Annotated in this window: 28 protein-coding genes and 1 tRNA gene; 13 read left to right on the forward strand and 16 right to left on the reverse strand. The window is 59.8% G+C overall.

The annotated features are described in order from the left end of the window. Positions 1–11 precede the first annotated feature (11 nt). The 3 genes from G359_RS10730 (at position 12) to G359_RS10740 (ending at position 4,733) form a co-directional block, all read left to right on the forward strand. Positions 12–2,027 (forward strand): 3-hydroxyacyl-CoA dehydrogenase NAD-binding domain-containing protein, encoded by a 2,016-nt coding sequence (locus G359_RS10730; protein ID WP_045836125.1) that lies wholly within the window; start codon positions 12–14, stop codon positions 2,025–2,027. 15 nt (positions 2,028–2,042) lie between these two features. Beyond that, positions 2,043–3,347: an acetyl-CoA C-acetyltransferase gene (locus G359_RS10735; protein ID WP_045836126.1), complete on the forward strand. Its 1,305-nt coding sequence runs from the start codon at positions 2,043–2,045 to the stop codon at positions 3,345–3,347. 72 nt (positions 3,348–3,419) lie between these two features. After that, on the forward strand, positions 3,420–4,733 hold the full coding sequence (locus G359_RS10740; RefSeq protein WP_045837894.1) for an SAM-dependent methyltransferase: 1,314 nt from the start codon (positions 3,420–3,422) through the stop codon (positions 4,731–4,733). A gap of 6 nt (positions 4,734–4,739) precedes the next feature. Here the strand turns inward: G359_RS10740 and G359_RS10745 are convergent, their stop codons facing one another. Together G359_RS10745 and G359_RS10750 are read right to left on the reverse strand one after the other, a co-directional pair. Beyond that, positions 4,740–5,177, reverse strand: coding sequence for a MerR family transcriptional regulator (locus tag G359_RS10745; RefSeq protein ID WP_045836127.1), 438 nt, complete (start codon positions 5,175–5,177; stop codon positions 4,740–4,742). Then, positions 5,174–6,886, reverse strand: coding sequence for a long-chain-fatty-acid--CoA ligase (locus tag G359_RS10750; RefSeq protein WP_045836128.1), 1,713 nt, complete (start codon positions 6,884–6,886; stop codon positions 5,174–5,176). The genes G359_RS10745 and G359_RS10750 overlap by 4 nt, the downstream gene beginning before the upstream one ends. A gap of 319 nt (positions 6,887–7,205) precedes the next feature. Here G359_RS10750 and G359_RS10755 point away from each other — a divergent pair, with 319 nt between their 5' ends. The 7 genes from G359_RS10755 to G359_RS10785 all read left to right on the forward strand — a co-directional run bounded on the left by G359_RS10755 (position 7,206) and on the right by G359_RS10785 (position 14,162). Next, positions 7,206–7,475, forward strand: a complete 270-nt coding sequence (locus G359_RS10755; protein ID WP_045836129.1) for an acyl carrier protein — start codon at positions 7,206–7,208, stop codon at positions 7,473–7,475. Positions 7,476–7,567: 92 nt separating this feature from the next. Then, on the forward strand, positions 7,568–8,809 hold the full coding sequence (locus G359_RS10760; protein WP_045836130.1) for a beta-ketoacyl-[acyl-carrier-protein] synthase family protein: 1,242 nt from the start codon (positions 7,568–7,570) through the stop codon (positions 8,807–8,809). Between the two features lie 230 nt (positions 8,810–9,039). Continuing rightward, a complete protein-coding gene (locus tag G359_RS10765; protein WP_045836131.1) occupies positions 9,040–9,420 on the forward strand; it encodes a cyclophilin-like fold protein in 381 nt (126 codons plus the stop codon). A gap of 46 nt (positions 9,421–9,466) precedes the next feature. After that, positions 9,467–10,609 carry an alpha-hydroxy acid oxidase gene (locus G359_RS10770; RefSeq protein WP_045836132.1) on the forward strand — a complete coding sequence of 381 codons (1,143 nt, stop codon included), beginning with the start codon at positions 9,467–9,469 and terminating at the stop codon, positions 10,607–10,609. Between the two features lie 200 nt (positions 10,610–10,809). After that, positions 10,810–11,265, forward strand: a complete 456-nt coding sequence (locus tag G359_RS10775; protein ID WP_045836133.1) for a (2Fe-2S)-binding protein — start codon at positions 10,810–10,812, stop codon at positions 11,263–11,265. Positions 11,266–11,322: 57 nt separating this feature from the next. Further along, entirely contained in the window at positions 11,323–11,934 is a 612-nt protein-coding gene (locus G359_RS10780) for a hypothetical protein (protein ID WP_052699302.1), read from the forward strand. A gap of 17 nt (positions 11,935–11,951) precedes the next feature. Next, positions 11,952–14,162 carry a molybdopterin cofactor-binding domain-containing protein gene (locus tag G359_RS10785; protein ID WP_371199049.1) on the forward strand — a complete coding sequence of 737 codons (2,211 nt, stop codon included), beginning with the start codon at positions 11,952–11,954 and terminating at the stop codon, positions 14,160–14,162. A gap of 45 nt (positions 14,163–14,207) precedes the next feature. On the opposite strand, the gene G359_RS10790 is transcribed toward G359_RS10785, so the two are convergent. The 5 genes from G359_RS10790 to G359_RS10810 form a co-directional block, all read right to left on the reverse strand. Continuing rightward, the gene (locus G359_RS10790) at positions 14,208–14,534 is read right to left on the reverse strand and encodes a septal ring lytic transglycosylase RlpA family protein (RefSeq protein ID WP_045836134.1); all 327 of its coding nucleotides are present in this window, start codon (positions 14,532–14,534) and stop codon (positions 14,208–14,210) included. Positions 14,535–14,750: 216 nt separating this feature from the next. After that, positions 14,751–15,041 carry a hypothetical protein gene (locus tag G359_RS10795; RefSeq protein WP_082072895.1) on the reverse strand — a complete coding sequence of 97 codons (291 nt, stop codon included), beginning with the start codon at positions 15,039–15,041 and terminating at the stop codon, positions 14,751–14,753. 340 nt (positions 15,042–15,381) lie between these two features. Further along, positions 15,382–15,744, reverse strand: coding sequence for an aldo/keto reductase (locus tag G359_RS10800; RefSeq protein WP_156150737.1), 363 nt, complete (start codon positions 15,742–15,744; stop codon positions 15,382–15,384). A 278-nt stretch (positions 15,745–16,022) separates the two neighbouring features. Next, positions 16,023–16,098, reverse strand: a tRNA-Ile gene (locus G359_RS10805). Positions 16,099–16,182: 84 nt separating this feature from the next. After that, positions 16,183–16,947, reverse strand: coding sequence for a hypothetical protein (locus G359_RS10810; protein WP_045836137.1), 765 nt, complete (start codon positions 16,945–16,947; stop codon positions 16,183–16,185). 193 nt (positions 16,948–17,140) lie between these two features. On the opposite strand from G359_RS10810, the gene G359_RS10815 reads away from it, so the two are divergent. After that, positions 17,141–17,869, forward strand: coding sequence for an SIMPL domain-containing protein (locus G359_RS10815; RefSeq protein WP_045836138.1), 729 nt, complete (start codon positions 17,141–17,143; stop codon positions 17,867–17,869). A gap of 8 nt (positions 17,870–17,877) precedes the next feature. On the opposite strand, the gene G359_RS10820 is transcribed toward G359_RS10815, so the two are convergent. The 3 genes from G359_RS10820 to G359_RS10830 are packed head-to-tail and all read right to left on the reverse strand — an operon-like array spanning position 17,878 to position 19,845. Continuing rightward, positions 17,878–18,786 carry a carbon-nitrogen hydrolase family protein gene (locus G359_RS10820; protein ID WP_045836139.1) on the reverse strand — a complete coding sequence of 303 codons (909 nt, stop codon included), beginning with the start codon at positions 18,784–18,786 and terminating at the stop codon, positions 17,878–17,880. Continuing rightward, positions 18,786–19,397, reverse strand: a complete 612-nt coding sequence (locus tag G359_RS10825) for a hypothetical protein (RefSeq protein WP_045836140.1) — start codon at positions 19,395–19,397, stop codon at positions 18,786–18,788. Before G359_RS10825 ends, G359_RS10820 begins: the two co-directional genes overlap by 1 nt. A 13-nt stretch (positions 19,398–19,410) precedes the next feature. Beyond that, entirely contained in the window at positions 19,411–19,845 is a 435-nt protein-coding gene (locus tag G359_RS10830; RefSeq protein WP_045836141.1) for a ketosteroid isomerase-related protein, read from the reverse strand. Positions 19,846–19,977: 132 nt separating this feature from the next. Here G359_RS10830 and G359_RS10835 point away from each other — a divergent pair, with 132 nt between their 5' ends. After that, the gene (locus tag G359_RS10835; RefSeq protein ID WP_045836142.1) at positions 19,978–20,598 is read left to right on the forward strand and encodes a TIGR02466 family protein; all 621 of its coding nucleotides are present in this window, start codon (positions 19,978–19,980) and stop codon (positions 20,596–20,598) included. Positions 20,599–20,607: 9 nt separating this feature from the next. On the opposite strand, the gene G359_RS10840 is transcribed toward G359_RS10835, so the two are convergent. Continuing rightward, positions 20,608–21,027, reverse strand: a complete 420-nt coding sequence (locus G359_RS10840) for a secondary thiamine-phosphate synthase enzyme YjbQ (protein WP_045836143.1) — start codon at positions 21,025–21,027, stop codon at positions 20,608–20,610. A 37-nt stretch (positions 21,028–21,064) separates the two neighbouring features. Between G359_RS10840 and greA the strand changes: the two genes are divergently transcribed. After that, positions 21,065–21,523, forward strand: coding sequence for a transcription elongation factor GreA (gene greA, locus G359_RS10845; protein WP_045836144.1), 459 nt, complete (start codon positions 21,065–21,067; stop codon positions 21,521–21,523). Between the two features lie 12 nt (positions 21,524–21,535). On the opposite strand, the gene G359_RS10850 is transcribed toward greA, so the two are convergent. From G359_RS10850 to rpoD, 5 genes are all read right to left on the reverse strand, one after another. Continuing rightward, positions 21,536–22,033 (reverse strand): VOC family protein, encoded by a 498-nt coding sequence (locus tag G359_RS10850; protein ID WP_045836145.1) that lies wholly within the window; start codon positions 22,031–22,033, stop codon positions 21,536–21,538. Between the two features lie 210 nt (positions 22,034–22,243). Further along, on the reverse strand, positions 22,244–22,960 hold the full coding sequence (gene mtnC / locus G359_RS10860) for an acireductone synthase (RefSeq protein WP_052699307.1): 717 nt from the start codon (positions 22,958–22,960) through the stop codon (positions 22,244–22,246). A 14-nt stretch (positions 22,961–22,974) separates the two neighbouring features. Then, a complete protein-coding gene (locus G359_RS10865; protein WP_045836147.1) occupies positions 22,975–23,523 on the reverse strand; it encodes a 1,2-dihydroxy-3-keto-5-methylthiopentene dioxygenase in 549 nt (182 codons plus the stop codon). Next, the gene (gene mtnB, locus G359_RS10870) at positions 23,520–24,170 is read right to left on the reverse strand and encodes a methylthioribulose 1-phosphate dehydratase (protein ID WP_045836148.1); all 651 of its coding nucleotides are present in this window, start codon (positions 24,168–24,170) and stop codon (positions 23,520–23,522) included. Before mtnB ends, G359_RS10865 begins: the two co-directional genes overlap by 4 nt. A gap of 114 nt (positions 24,171–24,284) precedes the next feature. Then, positions 24,285–26,258, reverse strand: coding sequence for an RNA polymerase sigma factor RpoD (gene rpoD / locus G359_RS10875; RefSeq protein ID WP_045836149.1), 1,974 nt, complete (start codon positions 26,256–26,258; stop codon positions 24,285–24,287). Positions 26,259–26,290 lie beyond the last annotated feature (32 nt).

Below are 26,290 nucleotides of genomic sequence, written 5' to 3' on the forward strand. Positions count from 1 at the left end.
TGAGGTGAGTGATGACGGATGTAGCTGTGCAGGTGAATGATCAGTTGAAAGACTGGCGTTTCAAGATCGACGGCGAAGGCATCGCCTGGGCGACCTTCGACCGGGAAGGCGAGAGCGCCAACTCGCTCGGGCGGCGGCCCATCGAAGAGCTGAACGCGATCATCGAGCGCGTCGAAACGGAAGTCAGAGCAAAGACCGTTCGCGGCCTCGTCATTATTTCGGGGAAAGAGCGCGGCTACATCGTCGGCGCCGATATTCGCGAGTTCGAAACGTTCCAGAGCGAACAGGACGTCATCAGCGCACTGAAACCCGTCAACGAACTCCTCGACCGGATCGAGAAGCTTCCGGTGCCGGTCGTTGCCGCCATTCACGGCGTTTGCGTCGGCGGCGGCCTGGAGCTGATCCTCGCCTGCCATTACCGGATCGCGACGCGCGATGACTCAACGCGCGTCGGCTTCCCGGAAGTGAAGCTCGGCATCTTCCCCGGCTTCAACGGCACGGCGCGCTCGATCAAGCAGGCCGGCCCGATGGCGGCGATGCAACTGATGCTGACGGGCGGCATGATCCGGGCGACCGTCGCGAAGGCCCAGGGCCTCATCGATCAACTCGTCGGCAGCCCTGGAGAGCTGCATTGGGCCGCCCGCAAGGCGGTGCTGCAGAACCGCCGTTCGCAGTCCGCCGGTCTCGCCAAGATGGTGCTCGCCAAGTGGCCGGCACGCGGCCTCCTCGCCAAGAAAATGCGTCAGGAGACGGCCAAGAAAGTCCGCGAAGACCACTATCCCGCGCCCTTCCGTTTGATCGACCTGTTCGAGAAATTCGGCGGCGATCTCGACAAAATGAAGCGCGAGGAGACGAAAGCCTTCGCGCCGCTGATGGTGTCGGATACATCGCGCAACCTGCGCCGCGTTTTCCGCCTGACGGAGCTTCTCAAAGGCCAGGCGCCGAAGGGGTTCAAATGGCGGCCGACCCGCGCACACATCATCGGCGCGGGAACGATGGGCGCCGACATCGCGGGCGTCTGCGTTGCGGCCGGTATGGAAGTAACGCTCCAGGATATTTCCGCCGAGCAGCTCGAGAAGGGCATCAAGGCGCAAGGCAAGCTCTTCGCGCGGAAGTTCAAGACGAAGCCGACGCGCGACGCCGCGAAAGCACGCCTCATCGCCGATCCCGAAGGCAAAGGCATCGGCCGAGCCGACGTCATTATCGAGGCGATCGTCGAACGGCTCGACGTCAAGCAGAAGCTCTTTGCCGACCTCGAAACGAAGATCAAACCCCGCGCTGTGCTCGCGACGAACACGTCATCGCTGAAGCTTGAAGACATCGCCTCACCGCTGAAGGATCCGGGCCGGTTGATCGGCCTGCACTTCTTCTCGCCCGTCGCACAGATGCCGCTCGTCGAAGTGGTGCGCGGAACGAACACGCGTGACGAGGAAGTGAAAAAAGGCGCGGCCTTCGTTACAGCGATCGACAAGTTCCCGCTGATCACGAAAGACGTTCCGGGCTTCCTCGTAAATAAGGTGCTCACGCCCTATATGTTCGCGGCGATGAAGCGTCTCGAAGAGGGCGAGGACAAGGAAAAGATCGACGAAGCAGCGCGCGCCTTCGGCATGCCGATGGGCCCGATTGAACTCGCCGACAACGTCGGTCTCGACATCTGCGCTCACGTCGCAAAAATTCTCGGTCAATCGAGCGAAGGCTCCAGGCTCGACCGCCTCGTGGCATCCGGACGTCTTGGGAAAAAAACAGGTGAGGGTTTCTACGTCTGGAAGGACGGCAAGCCCGTGAAGTCGGACAAGAAATTCTCGAAGGCCGAACTCGATCAGCTTGGCCGCGAGCTTGTCGATCCGATGATCACGGAGGCGCAGAACTCACTCGATAACGGCGTCGTCGAAACCGCTGACCTCGTCGATGCGGGCATGATCTTCGGCACCGGCTTCGCACCGTTCCGCGGTGGCCCGCTGCACTACAAGAAGAGCTTGAGCCCGGCCGGTCCGGCGACCGCTCCGCACGCTGCCGCTGCCGAATAGTTTTGGGAGAATGAAATGACACGAGAACTCCGGCGCGTCGCGATCATCGGTGGCACGCGCATTCCGTTCTGCCGCTCGAATACGCTCTATGCCGACCTCTCGAACCTCGACATGATGGCCGCCGCCTTGAACGGGCTGGTCGATCGATACGGCCTCAAGGGCCAGCACATCGACGAGGTCGTCGGCGGCGCCGTCGTCACGCACTCAAAGGATTTCAACCTCGCGCGCGAAGCCGTCCTGTCGACGAAGCTCGCGCCTTCGACGCCGGGCGTGACGCTCATCCAGGCATGCGGAACATCGCTGCAATCGGCACTGATGTCGGCAGCGAAAATCGCTTCCGGCGAAATCGAAAGCGCGATCTCCGTCGGCTCCGATACGACGTCTGACGCGCCGATCGTGTTCTCGAAGAAATTCTCAAAGCGCCTCGTCGGCGCGCAGCAAGGCAAGAGCGCGCTCGACAAGATCAAAGTCTTCAAGGGTCTATCGCCCGCCGAGCTCGCGCCCCAACCGCCAAGCGTCGCCGAGCCGCGCACAGGCCTGACGATGGGCCAGCACTGCGAGCTGATGGCGCAGGAATGGCACATCCCGCGCGCCGATCAGGATCAGCTCGCCTACGAGAGCCACAAGAAGGGCGCCGCCGCCTACGACGAAGGCTACATGGACGATCTGGTCGTGCCGTGCGCCGGCGTCTTCCGTGACAATAACTTGCGCCCCGACATCACGCTCGAAAAGCTTGCGAGCCTCAAGCCCGCTTTCGAAAAATCCGAGCGCGGTACGCTGACGGCCGGTAATTCAACGCCACTTACCGACGGCGCCGCGACCGTTCTGCTTGCATCCGAACAATGGGCCAAGGACCGCAATCTCCCGGTCCTTGCGTACCTGACGTACGGCCAGCACATCGCGAACAATTTCGTCGGCGGCGATGGGCTGCTGATGGCGCCGACGATCGCCGTCTCGAAGATGCTGGACCGTGCCGGTCTGACTTTGCAGGACTTCGACTTCTACGAACTCCACGAGGCCTTCGCCGCGCAGGTGCTGTGCACGCTCAAAGCCTGGGAAGACCCGGAATATTGCAAGACGCACATGGGTAAGGACGCGCCGCTCGGCTCCATCGACCGCACAAAGCTCAACGTCAAAGGCTCGTCTCTTGCATTCGGCCATCCGTTTGCGGCAACCGGCGCCCGCATCGTCTCAAACCTTGCGAAGCTGCTGTCGACGAAGGGCGGCCGCGGCCTCATCTCCGTCTGCACGGCGGGCGGCATGGGCGTGACGGCGATCATGGAAGCCCCCAACACGATAGAGGCTCGCGCCGCGGCGTAATGCGCCGCAGACAGGACTCAGGCGTTTCCTTGCGCTATGGAACTTGCGGCCGAAGGCAAGCGAGGGAAGCGCATGGGAGCGAAGGACGATAAGCAACTCGAGGCGGCGCGCGCGCTGGTCCGCAACCTCGCAGGCCGCCTCAACGTCGATGGCTGGGTTCGGCTGTGGGACGGTACGCGCCTGCCGCTCGGCAACGCGCCCAAATCGGACTTCGAGATATCGATCCGCGATCCGGGCGTCATCGGCGCGATCCTCCGCCGTCCGTCGCTCGATTCCATCATCCGCCAGTACGTCGAAAAGGGCATCGACTTCTCGGGCGGCACACTCGTCGATTTCGGATTGGGCCTGCAGGACGGCCGCAAATCCGTGAAGATGAAGCCTGCCGAGTTCGCGAGCCTCGCGCTGAAGCTGTCGCCGTTTCTGTTCGCGAAAACCGCCGACGCGCGCGACGCTCATGGCTTCGAAGGCGAGATCACCGGCAAGAACCGGAAGACGGAAGACAACAAGGCCTACATCCAGTTCCACTACGACCTGTCGAACGACTTCTACGCGCTCTTCCTCGATCCCGAGATGGTCTACTCGTGCGCGTACTACACGGATTGGTCGAACGGCGTCGAGCAGGCCCAACACGACAAGCTGGAAATGATCTGCCGGAAACTTCGGCTGAAACCCGGCGAGCGCATGCTCGACATCGGCGCCGGTTGGGGCGGGCTCCTCTGTCATGCGGCCAAGAACTACGGCGTCATCGCGCACGGCGTCACGTTGTCGGAAGAACAACTCGCGTTCGCCCGCGCTAAGGCGAAACGTCTCGGCATCGATGACCGCGTGACGTTCGAGCTCAACGATTATTCGAAGCTGACGGGCACCTACGACAAGATCGCCTCGATCGGCATGTACGAGCACATCGGCCTGAAGAATATCCCGGCCTACATGAGCAAGGTTCGCTCACTGCTCGCTGACGAAGGGCTGTTCCTCAATCACGCCATTTCGCGCCGGGCGCACAAGCCCAAAACCGGCTGGATGAAGTCGCGTATGCGCCCGGAAAAGAAAGCCATTGCGAAATACATTTTCCCGGGCGGCGAGCTGGACGACATTGGCCATTCGATCTCGGCGATGGAGCGGGCAGGGTTCGAGGTCCACGACGTCGAAGGCTGGCGCCTGCACTACGCGCGAACCTGCCAGCTCTGGTGCGAACGGCTGACGGCCAACCGCGAGCAAGCCATCGCCTACGTCGGTGAGGAGAAATATCGGATTTGGGTCGCCTACCTCGCGGGCGTCAGCTTGGCGTTTTCGCGCGGCACGCTGCGTCTCTTCCAGACGCTCGCCTCGAAATCCGCGAAGCGCAGCCCGGTTCTGCCGCCGACGCGCGCCGACCTTTACCGCTGAGCTTGCTCAAGCGTTTTTCTTGAGGTGCTCCTCGCAGCGCGCGCGGATGTCGTTGAGATCGGCGATCGAACGTTCGATGTCGTGGCGCTTCGTCTCGAGATCGCTGACGGCCACCGTCACCTTCTCGAGCAGGTGCCGCGTCTGCGTCAGTTGCCCCGGATCGGAATCGTAGAGGGCAAGATAACCGCTCACGTCTTCGACCGTGAAGCCGAGGTTGCGCCCGCGCAGGATGAGAATGAGCCGCGCCCTGTCGCGCTTCGAATAGCGCCGAGTCGTCCCGATACGTTCCGGCGAAATCAATCCGCGGCTCTCATAGAAGCGGATAGCGCGCGTCGTGATGCCGAATTCCTTGGCGAGCGCCGAAATCGTGAAGGTCGGTTCGGGCAGCGCATCCGGATCGGGTCCGGACGCTCGAGGGGATGAGCCCGTGCTCTTGGCGGTCATACTGATTTGCCGCGCTTGGCTTCCTCGGCGGCCAGTTCCTTCTTCGAAAGCTTGCCGATCATCGTCTTCGGCAAGCTATCGCGGAACTCGATCGCAGCCGGCATTTCGATTCTGGAAATCTTGGGCTCCAAATGCTTGAGGATGTCTGCCGAAGTCGCCGACATCCCGTCTTTTAACTTGATGAAAGCTTTGGGCGCCTCGCCGCGATAGGCGTCCGGAATGCCGATGACGGTCACCTCTTCGACGGCCGGATGCGTATAGATCGCCTCCTCGACCCGCCGGGGATAGACGTTATAGCCCGAGCAGATGATGAGATCCTTGATCCTGTCGACGATCGAGAAGTAGCCGTGCTTGTCCATGATGGCGACGTCGCCCGTACGCAAGAAATCTCCGACGAACTGTTTCTCGGTCTCGGCCGGCTTTTTCCAATAGCCCTTCATGACTTGGGGACCCTTGGCGCAAAGTTCGCCGCGCTCGCCCTGCGGCACCTCCTTGGTCGGATCGTCGATATCGCGAAGCGAAATGATTGTGCCGGGCAGGGGGGGGCCAATGGAACCCGCAACTGGCTCTCCCTGAACAGGATTGCAGGTCAGCACCGGGGAGGTTTCGGAAAGACCGTACCCTTCAACGACCTTCGCCCCAGAGACCGACTCGAACTTGAGCTTCACCTCCAAGGGCAGCGGCGCGCCGCCTGAGAGGCAAAAGCGAAGCGACGAGACGTCATAGGATTTGAATTCGGGATAGTTCAACATCGCCGTGAAAATCGTCGGTACCGCCGGCAAAACGGTCGGCCGTTCACGGTCGATAAGCTTGAGCGCCTCCACGAGTTGGAAGCGCGGGATCAAAATGATCTTTGCCGCAAGCTCGACCCCCATGTTCATCACGACGGTCATCGCGAACACGTGGAACAAGGGAAGCGCGCCGAAAATGCTCTCTTTTCCCGGTTCGAGGTCGACGCCCCACGCTGCGATCTGGGCCGTGTTCGCCGTCAGGTTGGCGTGCGTCAGCATTGCACCCTTGGGGGTGCCCGTGGTGCCGCCGGTGTACTGTAACACCGCGACGTCTTCCTCGGGATCAATGTCGACTCGCGTCATAGGCACGAGTGTCGATGCAAGTTTACCGCCGTCGATGACCTGAGCCGCCGCGCGTGAAGACCTGACGTCCGCGACATCTTTCCTTTTGAAGAGGCGAAAGAGCACAGATTTGAGCGGCGGCAGCACGCTGGCGAAGGGCACGACCACCGACCGCGCGATCACGCCGCTGAGCATCAATGCCTCAGTCTTGGAAAAGAGCATCGTCAGATCATGCGTCACCATGATCTCGGTCTCGCTGTCCTTCACCTGGAAGCTCAGCTCTTCGAGAGTATAAAGCGGATTGAAATTGACGACCGTGCCGCCTGCTTTCAGTATTGCGAAATAATACACAACAAACGTTGGAGTATTTGGAAGTAGGAGACCAATCTTGGTGCCCCGCTTTACTCCAAGGGATTGAAGGCCCGCAGCCACCCGATCAACCTCGGCGCCCAGCTCCGAATAGGTCGTCGTTCGTCCCAAAAAGCTGATAGCCGGACGATTGGGAAAGCATTTTACCGCACGCTCGAGAAGCTCGGGTACCGACCGCGTGGGGATCGGCATGTGCCAATCGATTCCCTTGGGGTAATGATCGACCCACAAGGGTGATATTGTCGCTTCTGATACTTCGGGTTTCATGATTGTCCGGTAAGATTGGATCTTGTTATGTCCGGATATTATTTACTTCATTGAAGCTTTCAAACGCTTGCAGGCTCCGCTTAATATTAGTCAATTTCCGACTCGGAAAGCTAGCGTTCGATCGCTCCAATTCCATCTTGTTGAGTACAACTTTGCGAACCGTTCATGCGGCACTGGAAGCCGCGCGACCGTCCGCACCTAGACTTGCCGGTTGTTTAAGGATAAGTGACCCCCCCGCTTGCTGATGTAATGGTCTTGGCTTAGGTAGATGCCAAGCAAAACTGGCCCATCGCAGATATTGCGAGGGTGGGAGAGGCCGATGGACGAAGTCGCGACGAAGGTTATCGAAATCCTCAAGAAGCATATGAAGGAGCCGCGCGACGACATCTCGCTCGACACCCAGCTAACAGATCTCAAGATCGAGTCTCTTGATCTTGCGATGATCGTATTCGACATCGAAGATGGCTTCGGGATCGAGATCCCATACAACGCCAACGAGGAAGTCGAAGCCTTCAAAACTGTTGGCTCGGTCGTAGATCGTGTGAAGTCGTTGATCGCCGCAAAGCAGGCTTCCGCAGCCAAAGCTTAACGGCCTCGCGGCGTCTTCGGACGTAACGGGTTATGAACGCCAGAGGCCCCATTGGGGCTTCTGTGCGTTCATCAGACAAGAAAGATTGATTGATGTCGAATGGTAAACCGGGGCGCCGAGTCGTCGTCACGGGCCTCGGAGTTGTTACTCCGATTGGGTCGACTGTCCCTGAGTTCTGGGCCAGTCTGAAGGCCGGAAAATCCGGTGTCAGCCCGCTTGCCGGATTCCCGTTGGACGATCTCAAGATTCTGATCGCTGCGCAGATCAAGGATTTTGATCCCAAGCAGCGTTTGAAGCACTTCAAACGCGATCGCATCATCACGCTCGCCGACCGCTACTCATGGTTTGCCGCGGCAGCCGCCGACGAAGCGATCAAGATGGCAGGCCTCGAGATGCCGTTGACCGATCCCTACCGGTCGGCATGCATCATCGGTTCGGGCGCCGGCGGCCTCACCACATTTGAGACCGCGTATCGCGACCTCTTCATTCACAACAAGCGCGCGACACATCCGCTGACGCTCCTTCGCATCATCGGTTCGTCGGCCGCCGCTCACGTCGGCATTGAATTCGGCGTCAAGGGACCGACGTTCGCAACTTGCTCCGCATGCTCGACGGCGACCCACGCCATTGGCATCGCGCGCGACTACATCCGCGACGGCGTCGCCGACGTAGCCATCGCGGGCGCGTCCGAATCCGTCATCAACTACGGAACGATGAAGGCCTGGCAGGCACTTCACGTTCTCTCGCCGGAAGGCTGCTTCCCGTTCGCGAAAAAGCGCAACGGCACCGTTCTGGCCGATGGCGCGGGTATCCTCGTTCTCGAAAGCCTTGAGCACGCCCAGGCGCGCGGCGCGAACATCCTCGCCGAGCTTTGCGGGTACGGCATGGCCTCCGATAGCCAGGACATGGTCAAGCCGACCGTTGAAGGTCCGAGCGTCGCCATGCAGTCCGCGATCGCCGAAGCCGGCCTCACGCCCGAGCAGATCGACTATCTCAACGCCCACGGCACGGCGACCGCAGATAACGATATCAACGAGACGAGGGCGATCAAGAACGTCTTCAAAGATCACGCCTACAAGCTCGCGATCTCTTCGACGAAGTCGATGCACGGTCATCCTCTGGGAGCCGGCGGTGGTATCGAAGCCGTCGCGACGATCATGGCGATGCGCGAGAGCTGGGCGCCGCCGACCATCGGGCTCGATGAGCCGGGTGAGGGATGTGATCTCGATTATATTCCGAACGTCGGCCGCGAGATGAAGCTCACGTACGCAATGTCGAACTCGCTCGCGTTCGGTGGCTTGAACACCTCTCTGGTCTTTGGTCCAGCACCCTGATCGTAGATCCCGGCGATCGTCGTGATGGCCTTCGCCGGGCGCTCTTCGCATTTGCAGCATTGGAAATCGGCCGCTCAAACGGACGAATGCGGGCAACTTTCCCTCCTCCATGGGCATTTTGTTCGGGTCGTGATGCTCGAAGCCCTTGAAGGCGGAGAGCCCCAATGAGAGACTTCGCCCTTGCGACCGCAGTATGCTCCCGGTCGCGGAGCTGATCGGGATCATACGGTATGCGAAAGATCGTAATCCGGGCCGGGGGTGTTGCTATTCGAGCGAGGCTGCTCGATACGCCGACGGCCGAGCGCATATGGGCTGCGCTGCCGATCGAATCCGCCGCCCGCACGTGGGGCGAAGAAATCTATTTCGACGCGCCGGTCAGCTCTGCTGCTGAGCCTGATGCGCGCGTCGTGGTCAAGGCGGGCGACATCGTCTTCTGGCCCGACGGCGATGCGATCTCCATAGGCTTCGGGCCGACACCGCTATCGAAAACGCGCGGAGAGATTCGTCTCGCCGGCCCCTGCAACGTCTGGGCCCAGGCTCTTGATGACGTCCGCTTGCTCAAATCCGTCCACCCTGGCGTCGCCATTTCTGTCAGCGAAGCCGACGCTTGAGCTCACTTCGCTGCATATCGCCGTTTGAGTTCTTCGGACGGGCCGCGTGACACTCGAAACCGTTGCCTGCATCGACGATCTCCGGCGCCTGGCGCATCGCCGCGTACCGTTCGATGTCATGGGCTATTATGAGTCCGGCTCATATTCAGAATCCACGCTGCACGCCAATCTCCGCGATCTCGCAAATATCAACATTCGCCAGCGCGTTCTGGCAGGCGCCGCAAATCGCAATCTCACGCAGACAATTCTCGGCGAGACGGCGAGCCTCCCATTCGCGCTCGCGCCCGTGGGCCTGAGCGGCTTGGCGTATCGCGATGGAGAAATCGCAGCAGCGAGAGCCGCCGAAAAAGCCGGCATTCCTTATACGCTCAGTACGCTCTCGATCTGCTCGATCGAGGATGTCGCCGCCGCCGTCGCAAAGCCGTTCTGGTTCCAGCTCTACTTCATGAAGGACCGGGGCTTCGTAGCCGATCTCATCGCCCGCGCGCGAGCCGCAAATTGTTCCGCTCTCGTGCTCACGGTCGATCTTCAGGTGCTCGGCCAACGCCATCGCGACATTCACAGCGGACTGACTGTGCCGCCACGCATCCGTCTGGCCACGATAGGACGTACGCTCTCCAAACCAGCATGGATCGCCAACGTCCTGATGGGGAAAAGGAAGACTTTCGGAAACGTCCACGGACGCATTCCGGGGACTGAGAATCTCTCCTCTTACAGGGATTGGATCGGTAGCCAGTTCGATCAGGCGCTGTCGTGGGACGATGTCGCTTGGGTCCGCGAGCATTGGCCCGGCAAGCTCATCATTAAAGGAATTCTCGACGTCGAAGATGCGCGTCATGCTGCGCGAACGGGCGCGAGCGCCGTCGTCGTGTCGAACCACGGCGGCCGCCAGCTCGACGGCGCTGTATCGTCGATTTCGATGCTGCCACGCATTGCCGATGCGGTTGGATCGGACATCGAAATTATGTTCGACGGCGGCATCCGTACTGGGCAGGATATCTTCCGCGCTCTCGCACTCGGAGCGAAGTCGTGCCTCATCGGCCGCAGCTATCTGTACGGCCTCTGCGCCGCGGGCGAAGCGGGCGTCAGCAAAGCCATCGACATCCTCGCCAAGGAACTCGACGTGACGATGGCGCTCGCTGGCGTGCGCACGATCGCCCAAATTTCGAGCAGCAATCTAGAGGCTTAAGCGGACCTATTCGCAGTGCGAGCGCCGGTGATGCGCAGCCCTTGGCAATTTCGGATTGACGCCCTACATGCAAAATCGATTGCGGGGAAAAATCGTCATTCAGAAACTGAACTGCGCCTGAAAGCGTATTGCAATAATATCGTTCGTAAGATCCGCGCATCCAAGCTTATTGAGACCGCCCTTCGTTACGAGGACCACTCATGCCCATTTCGACGACTGTGAATGGCAACAAAGTCACCCTCGATGTCGATCCCGAGACGCCACTTCTGTGGGCCATCAGAGACGAACTGAAGCTCACTGGCACGAAGTTCGGCTGTGGGGCTGCGCTGTGCGGAGCTTGCACCGTTCACCTCGACGGTGAAGCGGTGAGATCATGCCAGATAGAGGTCCGTGACGTCGAAGGCCGGGACATCGTGACGATCGAAGGTGCCCATGACGGCATCGCCCAGGCCGTCCAGGCAGCTTGGATAAAGCTCGACGTCGTTCAGTGCGGCTATTGTCAGCCGGGTCAGATCATGTCCGCCATCGGTCTGCTCACGCAAATTCCGAAGCCGACTGACGACGATATCGACAAGGCAATGGACGGAAATGTCTGCCGCTGCGCCACCTACCAGCGGATACGTGCCGCCATACACGAAGCTGCAAAGTCGATCTGAGGCGCCTCCGCGTTTGAGAACGAATTCATCGTTTCGGCAAGCTGGGAAAATTCAGACATGCGCGGCCGACTATCACCAAGAGCACTTTTTCCAATCACGGCCGCTGCGCTTGCGGCCACGGCCGGATTCTTTCTCCAGCCTCTGACTGCCGATCGGCGCGTCGTTCGAACGGCACTCGCTGCGACCGAGGATGGCGAACTATTCAAGCCCATTGCGAAGGTCCTGCGTGATCCGCGCTGCATGAACTGTCACCCCGTCGGCGACCGGCCGCGCCAAGGCGACAATCGCCATTTTCACTTGCAGAACGTCACCCGTGGTCTCGACGACATGGGCTTCGTCAATCTGCGGTGCTCCGCCTGCCATCGCGATGAGAACAACGCCTACTCGGGGCTTCCCGGCGCGCCGAACTGGCATCTCGCGCCGCTGTCGATGGGGTGGGAAGGCCTGAACGACGCGCAGCTCTGCACCGTCCTCAAAGATAAATCCAAGAACGGCGGACGCGACGTCGCCGCCCTGATCGAGCACATGTCGAGCGACAAGCTGGTGCTGTGGGGTTGGAACCCCGGCGGCAACCGCAAGCCCGTATCGACGCCGCACGATAAGTTTGTCGAACAGCTTCATGCGTGGCAGGCAGCAGATGCGCCGTGCCCGAAAACCGCAACACCCTGATACAGATCGAGGCTCCGATGACCGAAATGGACATACGATCGATTTTCGCGATGCCGTCGCCAAAAGCTCCGGACGCATCGCGCCGGACGTTCCTGAAAATCTCAGGCGGCGTCGGCGCCGGACTTATCCTCGGCCTCGCGGCGCCGGCGTCGTTCGGCGCAGGCGATGCCGTCGCTGCGGAAGGCCCGTTCGAGCCAAATCCTTTCGTCAAGATCGCGCCGGACAACACCGTAACTGTCATCATCAAGCATCTCGACAAGGGGCAGGGGGCAGCCACCGGTCTGTCGACGCTCGTCGCCGAAGAGCTTGACGCTTCACACGATCAGATCCGCACCGAGTTCGCTCCCGCGGATGCGGTGAAGTACAAGAATTTTGCATTCGGCGTTCAGGGTGTTGGCGGCTCGACCGGCCTTCCGAATTCCTATGAACAGTATCGCAAGGCTGGCGCGATCGCGCGGGCGATGCTCGTCGCGGCTGCGGCGAAAGCTTGGGGCGTCGATACGAGCACAATCACTGTCAAAGGCGGCGTCGTCTCGTCGTCCTCAGGCAAGTCAGCAACGTTCGGCGACTTGGCCGAGAAAGCCGCGGCGGAACCTGTCCCCGCGGACGCGCCGCTGAAGGACGCCAAGGATTTCCAGTTTATCGGTAAGCCCTTTCCCCGCGTCGACAGCCCGATCAAAGTCAGAGGCGAGGCCAAGTATACGATCGACCATCAATTCGATGGCATGTTGATCGCCACGATCGCACGGCCGCCGCTGTTCGGCGCTAAAGTGCAATCTTACGATGCGTCCGATGCCGAGAAGATCAAGGGCGTCGTCAAGGTCCTGCAGGTCCCGCAAGGCGTCGCCATTCTCGCAACATCCACGTGGGCAGCTCTAAAGGCGCAACGGGCCATCAAGGTATCGTGGGATGAAAGCCAAGCTGAAAAGCGAAGCTCCTCCGAGATCATAGCCGCTTACAAGGCGAAGCTCGATCAGCAGGGTGCCGTCGCAAAATCCGTCGGCAACGTCGAGGATGGATTCAAATCCGCCGGGAAAGTTATCGAAGTCGACTTCGAGTTTCCCTACCTCGCGCACGCTCCGATGGAGCCGATGGACTGCGTCATCCGCTTCGACGGAAAATCAGCCGAGATCTGGACCGGATCGCAGCTTCAAACCGTCGATCATGGCACCGCGTGCAGCATCCTCAACCTGAAGCCTGAAAATGTGCAGCTTCACACGGTATGGGCCGGCGGTTCGTTTGGCCGCCGTGCGATCGCCGACTCTCATTACGTGCGGGAAGCGTGCGAGGTCGCGAAGGCCTATGGTAAGCCCGTCCCGATCAAAGTGCTCTGGACGCGCGAGGACGACGTGCAGGGCGGCTATTACCGGCCGATCTACGTCCACCGGGTCAAGGCTGGTCTCGATCAGGACGGAAACATCGTTGCGTGGCGCCACCGGATCGTCGGTCAGTCCATCCTGGCTGGAACACCATTCGAGAAGATGATGGTGAAGGACGGTGTCGACGCAACGTCGGTCGAAGGCGCCTCGACGCTTCCATACGCAATCCCAAACTTTGAGGTTGATCTCCACACGGAGAAGACGGGCGTGCCCGTCCTATGGTGGCGCTCTGTCGGCGCAACGCATACGGCTCACGCGACCGAGCACATGATCGACATGCTCGCGAAGGAAGCTGGCAAGGACCCGGTCGCCTTCCGCCTCGCGATGCTGAAGGACCATCCGCGCCACGCCGGCGTGTTGAAGCTGGCGGCCGAAAAGGCCGGCTGGGGTCAGCCCACGCCCGGCCTTCTGCGCGGCGTTGCCGTGCATGAAAGCTTTGGCTCCTTCGTCGCAAACGTTGCCGACGTGCGCTTGCACGACGACGGGACAATCAAGGTTGAGCGTGTCGTCTGCGCCGTCGATTGCGGCGTCGCCGTCAATCCCGATGTGGTCGCGGCGCAGATGGAAGGCGGTCTCGGATACGGTCTCGGAGCCGCATTGAAAGGCGCCATCACGCTGAAGGACGGTGCGGTCGAGCAGACGAACTTCGACGGCTACGAAGTGCTCCGCATGTCGGAGATGCCTCACGTCGAAGTTCACATCGTTCCGTCAGTCGAAAAACCTTCGGGAGTGGGCGAGCCCGGAACACCCGTCGTACTTCCGGCCGTCGCCAATGCTCTCCTGTGGGGAACAGGCGTACGCTCGACGGTGATGCCGCTCAGACAGCAGAAGTACAAGGGACAGGCCTGAGCGGCGGGCCTGAGCGTCCGACGCGTCTCAACCAATCGCGCGTTGCTATTTGCGGGTCACTTCGACACGCATCAAGTCAGAGGAGCCGATCGCGTCTGCGGCTCCTTGCGACAGATCGATGATCCGTCCCTTCGTGTACGGGCCGCGATCTACGATCGTGACTGTCACCGATCGGCCATTGGCTAGATTCCTCACCCTCGCACGCGTTCCAAAGGGTAGCGTACGATGAGCCGCAACTTTGGCGCTGCACGACAGCCTTCGCCCGCGGGCACTTTGGTGATGGCAATACCGCGAGGCGATTCCGATTTGACTGGCGATCGCGCCCTCGGGAAGGAGCATCGCGAATAACGCCATAAAAAAGATTGCGCGCATCTCTTGCCTGCCAATCCATTGATGTAACCAACGCGCAGGCCGGATGGTTGCAAAATATGTTTGGTTGAAAAAATCAGTAGGCGTCGTTTATGGCCGCAGGCGAGCCAGTCCTGTGGCGTTCTAAGGTCACGATTATTGGAGGCCATGCGCCAAGCATGGGTTTCAAGGCGAGCGATGCCCTCAGAAACGTCCGGGCGTATTTTGGGTCACGACGGATTAGTCGCAGACCCTAACGCGGCGATACCGCCAGACTCCCTCGTAATCATCCCAATACCGGCGACCGCGTTCCCAGTGGCAGTATGAGCCGTAACGCGGGCCTTCATCGTAATAGTAGGCTGGTGGTGGCGGCGGCGGATCGTAATAGGGCCGTCCTGCGGACCCGATGATGGCTCCAGCAGCAAGCCCGCCGAAAACACCGGCAGCAAAATCGCCACCTCCGGCATTGGCAGGTGCGGCGATAGTCAAGAAGGCGCTAGCCGCTAGCACGCCGTGAAGTATGCGTCCCATGATGATGTTCCCTCGAAGTGCCCTGTGCAGGTAGCGTTGCACCGCTCTACATGGATTCCCGCTACGCCGCCTTCGTGGAGAATGTGTGGTCGAAAAAATCGAGGATTGTCGAAATTGCTTTGATCGAAGGGCTTCCTGACCGACTGGCGGCGGAATTGCTGCGCGATCTCGACTGGCTCTATGTAGGCACCGGAGCGCGTGTCGCAGCCGGCGCGACGGACATGAGCGTCTTCACGATGAGACACCTACTTGCCGCTTATTGCCAAATAATTGAGTTTTGTCATCGTCATTCACGAACAGTCCCATCAGGGCTCACGGGCAAAAAAAGACAGGCTGAGGCTCACATCTGCGCTACCCAATCTGGCCGCGCTACTTTCTTCCATTGTGCGCGAATAGCATCGAATTCGCTCTTAGCCGCGACGCGAGTCGCAACTGTTTTGATATTCTGTTCAAAGTTCTCAGCCCTTGTCGTGCCCACTATAGCAGTGTGCACGCCATCTACATTCAGGGTAAACCGTAGCGCTGTTGGAAAAGCACGTGCGTCTTGTAAGAAGTCGTATTCAAGTTCACGCAATCGGTCCCAGTATGCTTGATGGTGCCAGTCATCGGGTCTTTGTTTGCTTTTCCAGAGACCGTTTGCGATCGGGCGTTTTGCTATAACGCCCATATTATACTCACGTGCAATCGGAAGAGTTTCTTCCAAAGTATCAGCTCATTTTGCTTTGGCAGACGATGCTCGCGCGCTTGGAGATAGTTGGAAGCGAAGCCCAATCGCTTGGCTTCCGCATCGCTCGCCACTTGACCGGTCTCAGGCGTTGGCGGCGGAAGTCACTACTCGCTAAGAAACAGTTTTCGTCGTCATTCCAGGTGGCTGAGCAAGCGACCTGAGCACTTCCCATGCGCGGAGCAGGATGAGCGCCTCTTTAGGTCCGCGGTGGACCTAATCGCGGATCCCGTTGAGTGGAGTCTCATTGACTTAATTGGTGGGCCCGCCAGGACTCGAACCTGGAACCAGACGGTTATGAGCCGTCAGCTCTAACCATTGAGCTACGGGCCCGCGCGGGTTCTCATACCAGATGTTTGGCGAAGGGCCAGTACCGGTCCGCGATTCTGCGTTGGCAATCTGTCGCCACCGCAATTTTTATTGAATTTTCTGCCCCCCGCGGCGCTTCCCCTTCAGTTCATCATAGGTCTTTCCGGTCGCCAAACGATAGGCCGCGTTGCGCGCAACGCGAAAATAGCGCTGCAGGCCGCGCCGGAGCGCCCAGCCTGGGCGGGTCGGATCGCGAATGCTGTCGTGCACGATGACGGCGTCGGGAAGAGCATCGTGCAGTTCTATGCCGGCAAGCCTGATCGGCAGCGTTCCGATCGAATAAATCTCGGAACTATCCGACATCGCATGGATCAGCATGAATTCGGCTGATTGGCCAGGGCGCGCGCTGCGACACGCGGCTTCCCATCCGGTGATGAAGGCGTCAGACCCTGGTGTCGGGCGCAGCAGCATGACGCGAGTCGTCGGTTTCAGCGCTCGTTGCGTTCCTTTTGCGGTGCCCTTCGTTCGCATGACGACGTCACCACGCGTGTTCAGTATCTCGCTGATGTCACCGCGGATCCGGCAATCGACATCCATGAAAACGAGATTTTTATCGGGATGATCGCGACGGGCGTGAGCCAGGACAGTCGGCTTCTGACGGGTCTGCGAGTACCAGTCGCCTTCCACGATCGGACGCGCGTAAAGGTGATGCGAGATTCGATGCTCGGCGAGGTTTTGTGCGAAGGCCCGTGCAGCCGGCTCGTAGTTCGGAGTGAAAAATCCGACGACGAGAAAGTCCGTTTCGAAAAAATGACGGATGTCCGAATCTTCGACCTTGTTGCCGGCGCGCTCTCGAAGTTGCGTTTCAATCATTCCTTGGTCTCAGTGCCTTCGGGAGTTCATACTGCCTGACGCGGATGCTATATTAGGAGAACCGAGGGTCGCAAGACAACCCAAGAGCGCATACTGGCGCTGAATACCGCGCGTTCAGACGAAATACAGGATTTCGCCCTCATTTGCCCGCGAACCGCTTATAGCGAGCGGAGAAAAGATGAGGAGACCCCCCATGCTAAGCGCTCCGCGTTCTCGAACGATCGTTTCGCTGCTCAACATCGCTCTAGCGTCGGGTTTCCTCCTGACGCAGGCAACAGCCTTGCACGCCCAGGAGCAGGCCATGGAACGAACGATTACGGTTTCCGCAACGGGTACGGCCGAAGCAGAGCCCGACAGCGCCCGCATTACATCGGGCGTCACGACGGAAGCGAAGACGGCGCGCGAAGCGTTGTCCGCCAACAGCGAGACGATGAGCAAAGTCATCGAGCAGCTCAAAGCAAGCGGTATCTATCCCAAGGACATTCAAACAGCGGCTTTCAACGTCGAGCCCGTGTTGGATTATTCCAAGGACGGCCAACCGCCGGTGCTCAGGGGCTACCGGGTGAGCAATCAGGTTGTCGTCTTCGTTCGCGAACTTCCTAAGCTGGGCGAGATTCTCGATGAGATTGTGAGCGCGGGCGCCAATCAGATTCAGGGGCTGACTTTCGAAGTGTCGAAAGAAGACACCCTGAAGGACGAGGCCCGCAAGGTAGCGATCGCCAATGCACTGCGCCGCGCCAAGCTGCTGGCAACCGCCGCAGGCGCCGAAGTCGGCAACGTCATGCAGATCTCGGAAGAAACGACGGCGACTGGGCCTGTAATGTACGCTCCCCGTATGGCCAAGGCCACGGCGGCCGCGCCAATCGAGACCGGAACGAGCACGCTCGAAGCGCGCGTGACGGTCACTTGGGCGCTGAAATAACAGCGCCCTTAGGCGAGTTTGACAACTTCAACGTCGACCTTCGCCGTCGTGCCGCCGCCGGGCTGCTTCAGCCAGTCGCCGTAGTTGTGCATCTCGCCCGTCTCGCGAACGCAGGCGAGGCGGCCGAGGTCGATGATGGCCGTCACCCACTCGGCGGCGTTGAGCGTGCCTTGGGCGAGCACGCCGGTATCCGACACGTTATGTTCGGACGGCACATAGATGCCCGCTGCGCCGGCGTTGAAGTCGACAGCAGGCGACCACGGCGCGTCGCCGACTGTCGGGCTCTGCACGGCGGCAATCGTATTCTCGAGCGCGCGCGCCATCGAGCCTGTACGAACGCGGTGGTATCCGGAGACTCGCTCCGTGCACGAAGGAACAAGCAAGACTTCCGCACCTGCTTCCGCCATCGCACGCGCAATGAGCGGGAATTCGCTGTCGTAGCAGATCGCGATGCCGAACGTGCCGAGCGACGTTGCAAACACGCGCACGGGACCGCCCGCGGTAACACCCCAATTGTGCTCGAAGGGCGTCATGACGAGCTTCTCCTGCTCGCCGACTGATCCCTTGGGCGTCACGAGCTGAGCCACATTCACGAAGCGCCCGTCGGTCTTCTTCTTGGGCCCCGACCCGACGAGAATGTGTACGTTGTGCTTCTTCGCGAGCTCGAGATGGAACTGGACTCGGCTTTCTGTGAGCTCTGCAACCTTCGTCAGAGTCGCCTGCAGATCCTGGTAGACCTCGGGTCCAAAGCAGGCGGCCTGCTCGATCGCCGCGTATTCCGGAAAGACGAGAAGCTCCGCGCCCGTTGCTGCGCCGTTCTTGACCCACAGCGCGATCTTCTTCTCCCACTCGGCGAGCGTATTCGGCTGGCCGATGGGATATTGAGCACTCGCAACCTTGAGATGCTTCGCCGCCATTAGAAAGTTTTCATCCAGAACTGCATCTTGTGGGTCGTCTCGTTGGGCTGATCGATATCTTTCCAGTCGTACGTCGCGACGATGCCGTCGACCGGAGCGTACCCGCGCTTTTTCCAGAACGGATCAAGCGGGGCGTAATCCGCGGGCTTCAACGGGTGATCGTCGGGCCGGACGACCCGGCAGAACGACGAATGAGTAAAGCCGCCGAGCTTCTTCGCTTGCGCTTCGCGGCCATCGAAAAAAGCGTGCCCGAGGCCAAGGCCTCGGTGGCTCTTCAGCAGCACACTCTCGCCGCAATAGAAGATCTTCGTAATGTCGTAGCCCGCTTTTTTGAACGGCTCGCCGAACTCGTCCGCGTGCTCGATCATCGGCGCACCGGTCGAAGCACCGACCATCTGGTCGCCGTCATAGGCGGTAACGACCACGGCACCTTTGGCCTTGGCGAACTTCTCGAGATACTTTTGTTCGTACTCGAGTGTGCCCTCGTAGAGATACGGCCAATCGCGAAAGACGATCATGCGCAATCGGCTAAGATCGGGAAGGACCTTGAGAATGTCCTCCCCGGTTACCGATTTGACTTCGAGATTCTTCTTCTCGACCGTAGCCGCCATATCAGTCGATGCCTCAGCCCGCGACCTGCGCGATCCAATCCGTGAGATTGTAATATGTGGTGACGCGGGCGATTTTGCCGTCGCGAATTGCGAAGAACGTGCCGGCGGGCAGAACGTACTTTTGGCCCACGGCGTCCGGCAAACCTTCTTCCGTATTCTTGTAGGTTCCGTGCACGTTGAATTCTGCAGCGGCGCGCGTCGCGTCCTTCGAGACGAGGACCACGATGTCCTTCAGCTCTTCCTTGTAGTTGTGCGTCATGCGCGCGTTGAAGGCGCGGAACTTCTCTATGCCTTGGCGACGCTCGCCCTGATTGACGTCGTGGATCACGTCGTCGGTCAGGAAGTCCAGCATGGCGTCGGTATCGCCGCGGTTGAAGGCAGCGTAGTAGTCGCGGATGAGCGCAGCCGTTGCGGCACGGGCTTGCGATTCGGGCGTGGTGTCGGACATCGGTTGTCTCTCCGGATGGCTCGTCAATGGATCTGGCGGGCTCTTTAGCAGGTCGGATCGGCGCCTTCCATGCGCAAGCGTGGTGGGGTAAACGCGACATTTCAACTTCAATTCCGGAGCCCGGAGAAGCCAATGGCGCGCGTTCAAGAGCTTTTCGTCACCCAAATCTACCGCGAAGAGCTTCAGCGCGGCCAAACATCGGCGCTGATCCAAGAGCTTGACGAGGCCGCGCGCGAAATCTCGACCCAAGACAGGGCGGGGCAGGCCTGGGCGAAAGCGAACGATTATCCGGGATATACATCTTATGCGTCACTCAATGACCTGCCCGACAGGCACTCGGCGTTTGGCGATCTCGTCGGCGTCCTGGACCGGCACGCGAACGCCTTCGCAAAGGTCCTGGAGTTTGATCTGGATGGAAAGCGCCTGACGCTCGACAGCCTGTGGATCAACGTCCTGAAGCCCGGCGGACACCACACGGCACACATCCACCCGCACTCCGTGATCAGCGGCACGCTCTATCTCGCCGTCCCGAAAGACGCGAGCGCGATCAAGTACGAAGATCCAAGACTGCCGATGTTCATGGCCGCGCCGCCCCGCAAAGCCTCGGCCAAGGAGAAGAACAAGACGTTCGTCGCGGTCGCCCCCACAACTGGCACGCTTCTGCTCTGGGAAAGCTGGCTCCGGCACGAGGTGCCGATCAATCACGCAAAGGCCGAGCGCGTCTCGGTGAGCTTCAATTATCGTCTCGATTGATCGGCCGTTCTACTCTCCCAGAACATGCACGACGATCTGCCGAGCATGGGGTTTTCGCCGGTGCTCGAAAAGATAGATGCCTTGCCAGGTGCCGAGCAGCATTTGAAACTCTGCGATAGGGATCGCCAGGGTCGATTGGGTTAGCGCACTCTTAACGTGCGCGGGCATGTCGTCGGGACCCTCAGACTGATGCACGAAGAGCGGATCGCCGTCCGGCACGAGACGCTTGAAGAAGGCGACGAGATCGCGCTGTACGTCCGGATCGGCATTTTCCTGGATCAGCAGGGACGCCGAGGTATGGCGGCAAAAGACGTGCACCATGCCCGTTTCAATGCCTGCAGTTCGGACGATCCGCGAGACGTCTTTGGTAAATTCCGAGAGACCGGCTCCACGCGTCTCGATTCTCAATGTTTCCTGGTATTGCCGCATGCTGGTGCCAGTCTCCGAGAGAGCCTATATAAGAGGGATGAGTAGAGCATTCGTCAAAGAATCCGATGCTGTAGAAGAGCTTCCCGACAAGCTCATCTCCGAGCACCGCAATCTGGTCACGCCGGAGGGCCTGACCCAGATCGAGGCTGAGGTCGAAAGGCTGCAAGCGGAGCATGCGGAAGCCCAACGCCTGGGCGATAGGGACGCGCTTCAGCGGGCTTCCCGAGATCTTCGCTACTGGAAACAACGCCTCACCACCGCCGAGGTTCAGAGGCCTCCGGCCGATGCATCCGTCGTCGCCTTCGGGTCGCTCGTGACCCTCGAAAGGGACGATGGGCGCGTTCAGAAATACCGCATCGTCGGCGAGGATGAATCCAACCCCACGAAGGGCAAGATTTCATATGCCTCGCCCTTGGCTCAGGCGCTCATGGAAAAGAGCGTCGGCGACGTGGTCCACGCGGGCACTGGCGAAGCCGAAATCGTGAAGATCGGGTAGCTTCCGACTTGATCAGCAGTTGGGACTGTCGCCCGACGGCATGAACGCCTTCATCGCTTGCTCGATTTCGTCGGCGCTCATGTCGCGCTGATGCGTTGCAATCGACCATTGGTGGCCGAACGGATCTTCGATGATGCCGTAGCGATCGCCCCAGAACATATCCGTGACCGGCATCCGAAGCCTCGCGCCCGCCTTGACCGCTCGATCAACGAACGCATCGACGTCGGCGACGTAAAGATGGATCGTAACCGGGGTGCCGTTGAGCGAGGTCGGTGCAAGCGAACCCCAATCCGGATTTTCATCGACGAGCATCACTGAGGCTTTGCCTATCTTGATGGCGCCGTGGATCAGCTTTCCGTCCTTGGCGGCAAGCCTCATCGTTTCCACCGCGCCAAAGGCCTTCTTATAAAAGTCGATGGCGTTTGCCGCTCCCGCACAAACCAAATGCGGTGTGATGGCGGGCAGGTCATCCCCTCGGATCACTGGGGGCTTTTCCTGAGTTTGGGTCATCTCGCTCCTCCTTTTTTATAGGTGGCCGCGTATTTTTATCGGGAAAAGCGCATTGAACGGCGCGGCACCAGCGCAATCCCGTTGGGTCATCTTCATGCGAAAAAAGGCTTCATGATGCGTCACGAAGCTGAAATAGGAATAGCGCTCCTTTCTCCGGGGGCGAAGAAAATCTATCCCTCAGAAATAACGGCGCGCAGCTGGTAGTGTTTCCTACCGCCTGACGGCGACGCGGCAATAGTCAGAAATTTCAGGGAAATCTGGATGATGCGGGGTCTCGTCCTTGACGACATGCACCGCCTGCAGATCCGCTGCTCGCGCCGCTTCCAGCTCCTTTGGATTGTCGGAGAAGTAGGCGATGCGCGCCGGCCTCGTGCTGATGAGTTCGGCGATCCGGAGATACGACGTAGGCTCGGTCTTGGGGCCAACATCGGTGTCGAAATATTGAGAGAACAACGGGCGCAGATCGCCTGCGTCGCTGAATTCAAAGAACAGTCGCTGCGCCTGCACGGAGCCCGATGAATAGATGTAAAGCGGCAGACCTTCCGATTTCCACTGCTTCACCGCCGACAGAGCATCTGAAAAAATCGGGCTTCTGAGCGCGCCAGATCGATAGCCGCTCTCCCAGATCAATCCTTGTAGCTTCTTGAGTGGAGGAGCCTTGACGTCGCGCGCTTGCCAGTCGAGCAGGGCGCTCACGGCATCGCTCACCCCAGCGAGTGCTTTTGCCTGCGCGAGAATGTCTTGAACGATTGGGCTCGTGAGATTGTCGGATACGAAACCTTCGAGACGATCCCGCGAATAGGGAAAAAGCGTATCGCGAACGAAGCTGATTGGGCTGATCGTGCCCTCGATATCGAGAAGCACGGCATCTGCCGTAATGCGCACGAGCGCCTGCGTCTCGGGCGTTACCGGCTGTCCTTCGCTCACGTCAGTCCGTACCTTTATGCGGCTTCGTAAGTTGGCACGCTCTCGGCGATCGCGTCGCCGGTATAATGGGCGACCCAGCCCGAAGGATCGTTGAAGAGACGGATCACCGTAAAGTTTCCTTCCGCTCCGCCATCGAACCAGTGCTTGGTGCCGCGTGGAACCGAGAGAAGATCGTCCGCCGTGCCGACGATCTGATAAACCTTGTCTCCGACATGAAGATAAAAGGCCCCGCTTCCTTCGACGAAGAACCGAACTTCGTCCTCGTCGTGCGTGTGCTCGCTCAAAAACTTCTGCCGTAAACCCGGCCAGTTCGGATTGCCAGGACGGACATGAATGACGTCAGCATTCGTGTAGCCGCGCTCAGCTTTCAGGCGGTCGATCTGCGGTTTGTAAGCCGACAGGATTTCTTCCGAAGCGGCATCCGACGAGAGCGGCTTCTCGGCTTTCCAGCGTTCGATGCTTGCACCGGTATGAGCCAGCTCGTCCTTGATGAGCGCAAAATCGTTTGTGTCCAAAAGAACATCTGTGGCGTCGGCTGCAGAATAGACAACGAGCTGTGTCATGGTTGATAGCTCCTGAAGGCAATCATCTGGTGGAACAGCACTTCCAACGCCTCCAAATGGCGTGTGGCATCGCGAGGCGTTTTTCCCCAAGCGTAGAGACCGTGGCCGGCGAGTAGATATCCCGGCGCACGTATTTGCTGCGCAGATACCGGTTCGCCAAGGCGCGCAGCGACCCGGTGCGAGAGCGCGTCAATATTTTGATCGTTCGCAAAGACCGGAACCTCGACGGTGGCCTCGTGAGACGTCACGCCCAGAAGCGCCTTCTGCAATTCCCAGCCGTTGAGATGAACGGCGCCATCAGCAAGGTGCGCATGCCCGATCACGGTCGAGTAGGGGCCGTGAGCATGGAAGATGGCCCCGATATCGGGATTGTCCGTGTATTGGCGGATGTGGAGCGCGGCCTCGGCAGAGGAGCCCGGCAACAGCGGCGCGTCGAGAGTTTGGATCAAGACATCCGACCGCGTCAGCGCGCCCTTATCGGCACCGCTCCGCGTAATCGCGATCCGACTCGCATCGATCCTGACCGAGAAATTTCCGGAAGTGGCGGGCACCCAGTGCCGCGCGGCGGCATAACGGCCAGCGCCGATAACGGCCTCGATAGCCGTTTCGATCCGATCGCCTTCAACGATTGCCAGCGCCACTGTCATAATGACAGTGATGTACTGATTTTATGATAGCGCAATGACGACGATCTTATTCCGTTATCATATGAAAAAGGGCCGCTTTCGCGGCCCCTGTCCATCACATGAGTGTCTATCGGATCAGTTGTCGAGGAAGCTCCGCAGCTTCCGCGACCGGCTCGGATGCTTCAGCTTCCTCAAGGCTTTCGCCTCGATCTGACGAATACGTTCGCGCGTCACCGAGAACTGCTGGCCGACTTCTTCCAGCGTGTGGTCAGTATTCATGCCGATGCCGAAGCGCATACGAAGCACGCGTTCTTCGCGCGGCGTCAGCGAAGCCAGCACGCGCGTCGTCGTATCCCTGAGGTTCGACTGGATCGCCGCTTCGATCGGCAGCACCGCGTTGCGGTCCTCGATGAAGTCGCCGAGATGTGAATCCTCTTCGTCGCCAATCGGCGTTTCGAGGGAGATCGGCTCCTTCGCGATCTTCAAAACCTTGCGAACCTTCTCGAGCGGCATCGCAAGCTTTTCGGCAAGCTCTTCCGGCGTCGGCTCGCGTCCGATCTCGTGAAGCATCTGCCGCGACGTGCGCACGATCTTGTTGATCGTCTCGATCATGTGCACGGGAATGCGGATGGTGCGCGCCTGATCCGCGATCGAGCGCGTGATCGCTTGCCGGATCCACCACGTGGCATAGGTCGAGAACTTATAGCCGCGGCGATACTCGAACTTATCGACGGCCTTCATCAAGCCGATGTTGCCTTCCTGAATAAGATCCAGGAACTGCAAACCGCGGTTCGTGTATTTCTTGGCGATCGAGATGACGAGACGAAGGTTGGCTTCGACCATTTCCTTCTTGGCCTGCCGTGCCTCGCGCTCGCCCTTCTGGACGGCTTTGACGATGCGGCGGTATTCTGGAATCTCGAGACCCGTCTCGGTCGCGAGCTGGTGAATCTCGCCACGGATCTGTTCGACCTGACCGCGTTCGGTCTTGACGAACTGACCCCACTTCTTGCCGTTGTTGGCGACGCGATCGAGCCACGTCTGATCGAGTTCGTTGCCGTAATATTCGTCGATGAAATGCTGGCGCGGCACGCCGTAGCTGTCCGCAAGACGCATCAGGCGCCCTTCAAGGCCGATGAGGCGCTTGTTGATCGCATAGAGCTGCTCGACGAGGCTTTCGATACGGTTGTTGTTGAGCGACAGCGATTTCACGTCGACGATGATCTCGTCGCGGATCTTCTCGTAGGCCTTCTGCTGCTGCCGCGAACCCTGATCACCGACGAGCTGCTGCTCGAGCTTTTTGTCCTGCTGCTTGCGAAGCTTTTTGTAGGTGGCAGCAATCTTGTCGAAGGTCTCCAGAACCTTCGGCTTGAGCTCCGCTTCCATCGCAGCAAGCGACATCGCGTTCTCGAACTCGTCTTCGTCGTCGCCTTCGGACGGCGACTCGGATTCGCCTTCAGCCGGACCGCCTTCGCCCGGCATCGCAACCTCTTTGGCCTCCGGGCCTTCGTAGGTCGCTTCCAGGTCGATGATGTCACGAAGCAGAATCTTGCCGTCGTTCAGCTCGTCCCGCCAAATGATGATGGCCTGGAAGGTGAGGGGGCTTTCGCACAAGCCGGCGATCATTGCCTCACGGCCGGCCTCGATGCGCTTGGCGATCGCAATTTCGCCTTCGCGCGACAAGAGCTCGACGGAGCCCATTTCGCGCAAGTACATGCGAACGGGATCGTCGGTGCGTTCGGCCGGCTCCGACTTGGCCTCGGATTTGACGAGCGAGCTGCTGTTCTGGGTGACGAGGGCGCGGCCCTCTTCATCCTCTGCCAGTTCCTCGGCGGCTTCTTCCTTTTCCTCGCCTTCTTCGGTCTCCACAACCGTGATGCCCATGTCGGACAACGTGGCGTAAAGGTCCTCGATCTGGTCGGAAGAAACCTCTTCCGACGGCAGAACCGAATTCAGCTGATCGAGCGTGACGTAGCCCTTGGCCTTCGCCGTCTTCAAAAGACGCTTAACGGCCTGGTCCGACAGATCGAGTAGCGGGCTGTCGCGTTCTGGGGCGTCGGCGGCCTGATCTTTATCTTCTGTCTTTTGGACTGCCTGCTGGGCGCGTGCCATCCTTGGTTCCTTGTCGTCTGCGCCGCTCCCGC

It is taken from the genome of Hyphomicrobium sp. 99 (assembly GCF_000384335.2).
Taxonomy (GTDB): Bacteria; Pseudomonadota; Alphaproteobacteria; order Rhizobiales; family Hyphomicrobiaceae; genus Hyphomicrobium_B.

Excerpts from the sequence above, each read along its gene's own strand:
- G359_RS10820 (WP_045836139.1), bottom strand. The coding sequence starts at position 18,786 with ATGGCGGCGAAGCATCTCAAGGTTGCGAGTGCTCAATATCCCATCGGC.
- G359_RS10775 (WP_045836133.1), top strand. The coding sequence starts at position 10,810 with ATGCCCATTTCGACGACTGTGAATGGCAACAAAGTCACCCTCGATGTC.
- G359_RS10810 (WP_045836137.1), bottom strand. The coding sequence starts at position 16,947 with ATGATTGAAACGCAACTTCGAGAGCGCGCCGGCAACAAGGTCGAAGAT.
- G359_RS10780 (WP_052699302.1), top strand. The coding sequence starts at position 11,323 with ATGCGCGGCCGACTATCACCAAGAGCACTTTTTCCAATCACGGCCGCT.
- G359_RS10815 (WP_045836138.1), top strand. The coding sequence starts at position 17,141 with ATGCTAAGCGCTCCGCGTTCTCGAACGATCGTTTCGCTGCTCAACATC.
- G359_RS10825 (WP_045836140.1), bottom strand. The coding sequence starts at position 19,397 with ATGGCGGCTACGGTCGAGAAGAAGAATCTCGAAGTCAAATCGGTAACC.
- G359_RS10790 (WP_045836134.1), bottom strand. The coding sequence starts at position 14,534 with ATGCGCGCAATCTTTTTTATGGCGTTATTCGCGATGCTCCTTCCCGAG.
- G359_RS10735 (WP_045836126.1), top strand. The coding sequence starts at position 2,043 with ATGACACGAGAACTCCGGCGCGTCGCGATCATCGGTGGCACGCGCATT.
- mtnB (WP_045836148.1), bottom strand. The coding sequence starts at position 24,170 with ATGACAGTGGCGCTGGCAATCGTTGAAGGCGATCGGATCGAAACGGCT.
- G359_RS10850 (WP_045836145.1), bottom strand. The coding sequence starts at position 22,033 with ATGACCCAAACTCAGGAAAAGCCCCCAGTGATCCGAGGGGATGACCTG.
- G359_RS10795 (WP_082072895.1), bottom strand. The coding sequence starts at position 15,041 with ATGGGACGCATACTTCACGGCGTGCTAGCGGCTAGCGCCTTCTTGACT.
- G359_RS10745 (WP_045836127.1), bottom strand. The coding sequence starts at position 5,177 with ATGACCGCCAAGAGCACGGGCTCATCCCCTCGAGCGTCCGGACCCGAT.
- greA (WP_045836144.1), top strand. The coding sequence starts at position 21,065 with ATGAGTAGAGCATTCGTCAAAGAATCCGATGCTGTAGAAGAGCTTCCC.
- G359_RS10865 (WP_045836147.1), bottom strand. The coding sequence starts at position 23,523 with ATGACACAGCTCGTTGTCTATTCTGCAGCCGACGCCACAGATGTTCTT.
- G359_RS10840 (WP_045836143.1), bottom strand. The coding sequence starts at position 21,027 with ATGCGGCAATACCAGGAAACATTGAGAATCGAGACGCGTGGAGCCGGT.
- G359_RS10755 (WP_045836129.1), top strand. The coding sequence starts at position 7,206 with ATGGACGAAGTCGCGACGAAGGTTATCGAAATCCTCAAGAAGCATATG.
- rpoD (WP_045836149.1), bottom strand. The coding sequence starts at position 26,258 with ATGGCACGCGCCCAGCAGGCAGTCCAAAAGACAGAAGATAAAGATCAG.
- G359_RS10730 (WP_045836125.1), top strand. The coding sequence starts at position 12 with ATGACGGATGTAGCTGTGCAGGTGAATGATCAGTTGAAAGACTGGCGT.
- G359_RS10830 (WP_045836141.1), bottom strand. The coding sequence starts at position 19,845 with ATGTCCGACACCACGCCCGAATCGCAAGCCCGTGCCGCAACGGCTGCG.
- G359_RS10765 (WP_045836131.1), top strand. The coding sequence starts at position 9,040 with ATGCGAAAGATCGTAATCCGGGCCGGGGGTGTTGCTATTCGAGCGAGG.
- G359_RS10740 (WP_045837894.1), top strand. The coding sequence starts at position 3,420 with ATGGGAGCGAAGGACGATAAGCAACTCGAGGCGGCGCGCGCGCTGGTC.
- G359_RS10785 (WP_371199049.1), top strand. The coding sequence starts at position 11,952 with ATGACCGAAATGGACATACGATCGATTTTCGCGATGCCGTCGCCAAAA.
- G359_RS10835 (WP_045836142.1), top strand. The coding sequence starts at position 19,978 with ATGGCGCGCGTTCAAGAGCTTTTCGTCACCCAAATCTACCGCGAAGAG.
- G359_RS10750 (WP_045836128.1), bottom strand. The coding sequence starts at position 6,886 with ATGAAACCCGAAGTATCAGAAGCGACAATATCACCCTTGTGGGTCGAT.
- G359_RS10760 (WP_045836130.1), top strand. The coding sequence starts at position 7,568 with ATGTCGAATGGTAAACCGGGGCGCCGAGTCGTCGTCACGGGCCTCGGA.